The sequence below is a fragment of the Polynucleobacter sp. MWH-Loch1C5 genome (genome assembly GCF_018881775.1).
Taxonomy (GTDB): Bacteria; Pseudomonadota; Gammaproteobacteria; order Burkholderiales; family Burkholderiaceae; genus Polynucleobacter.
This window is the reverse complement of sequence record NZ_JACVPR010000010.1, coordinates 1-206: the sequence shown is the minus strand read 5'-3', so window position 1 is coordinate 206 and position 206 is coordinate 1. Positions and strand designations below refer to the sequence as shown.

Genomic DNA, 206 nt, shown 5'->3' with positions numbered 1-206 from the left:
GTGGTGGCTCTGGTGGTGGTAATACCGGCGGCGGATCTGGTGGCGGCCAAGGTGGATCAGGTTCTGGTGGTAACACTGGAGGTTCTGGTTCTGGCGGCTCCGGTGGTGGCGGTGGTGCCAACACAGGTGGTGGTGCTAATACGCAATCTGGTACTGGTCAAGGCGCCGGTGGTCCTGGTGATGGACAAGGTCCAGGCCAAGGCGCT

Annotated in this window: 1 protein-coding gene; it reads left to right on the top strand. The window is 62.1% G+C overall.

Annotated elements, in window-relative coordinates:
- Positions 1–206 (top strand): hypothetical protein (locus ICE94_RS08555; protein WP_216151146.1); only part of this gene is annotated, 206 nt, incomplete at both ends.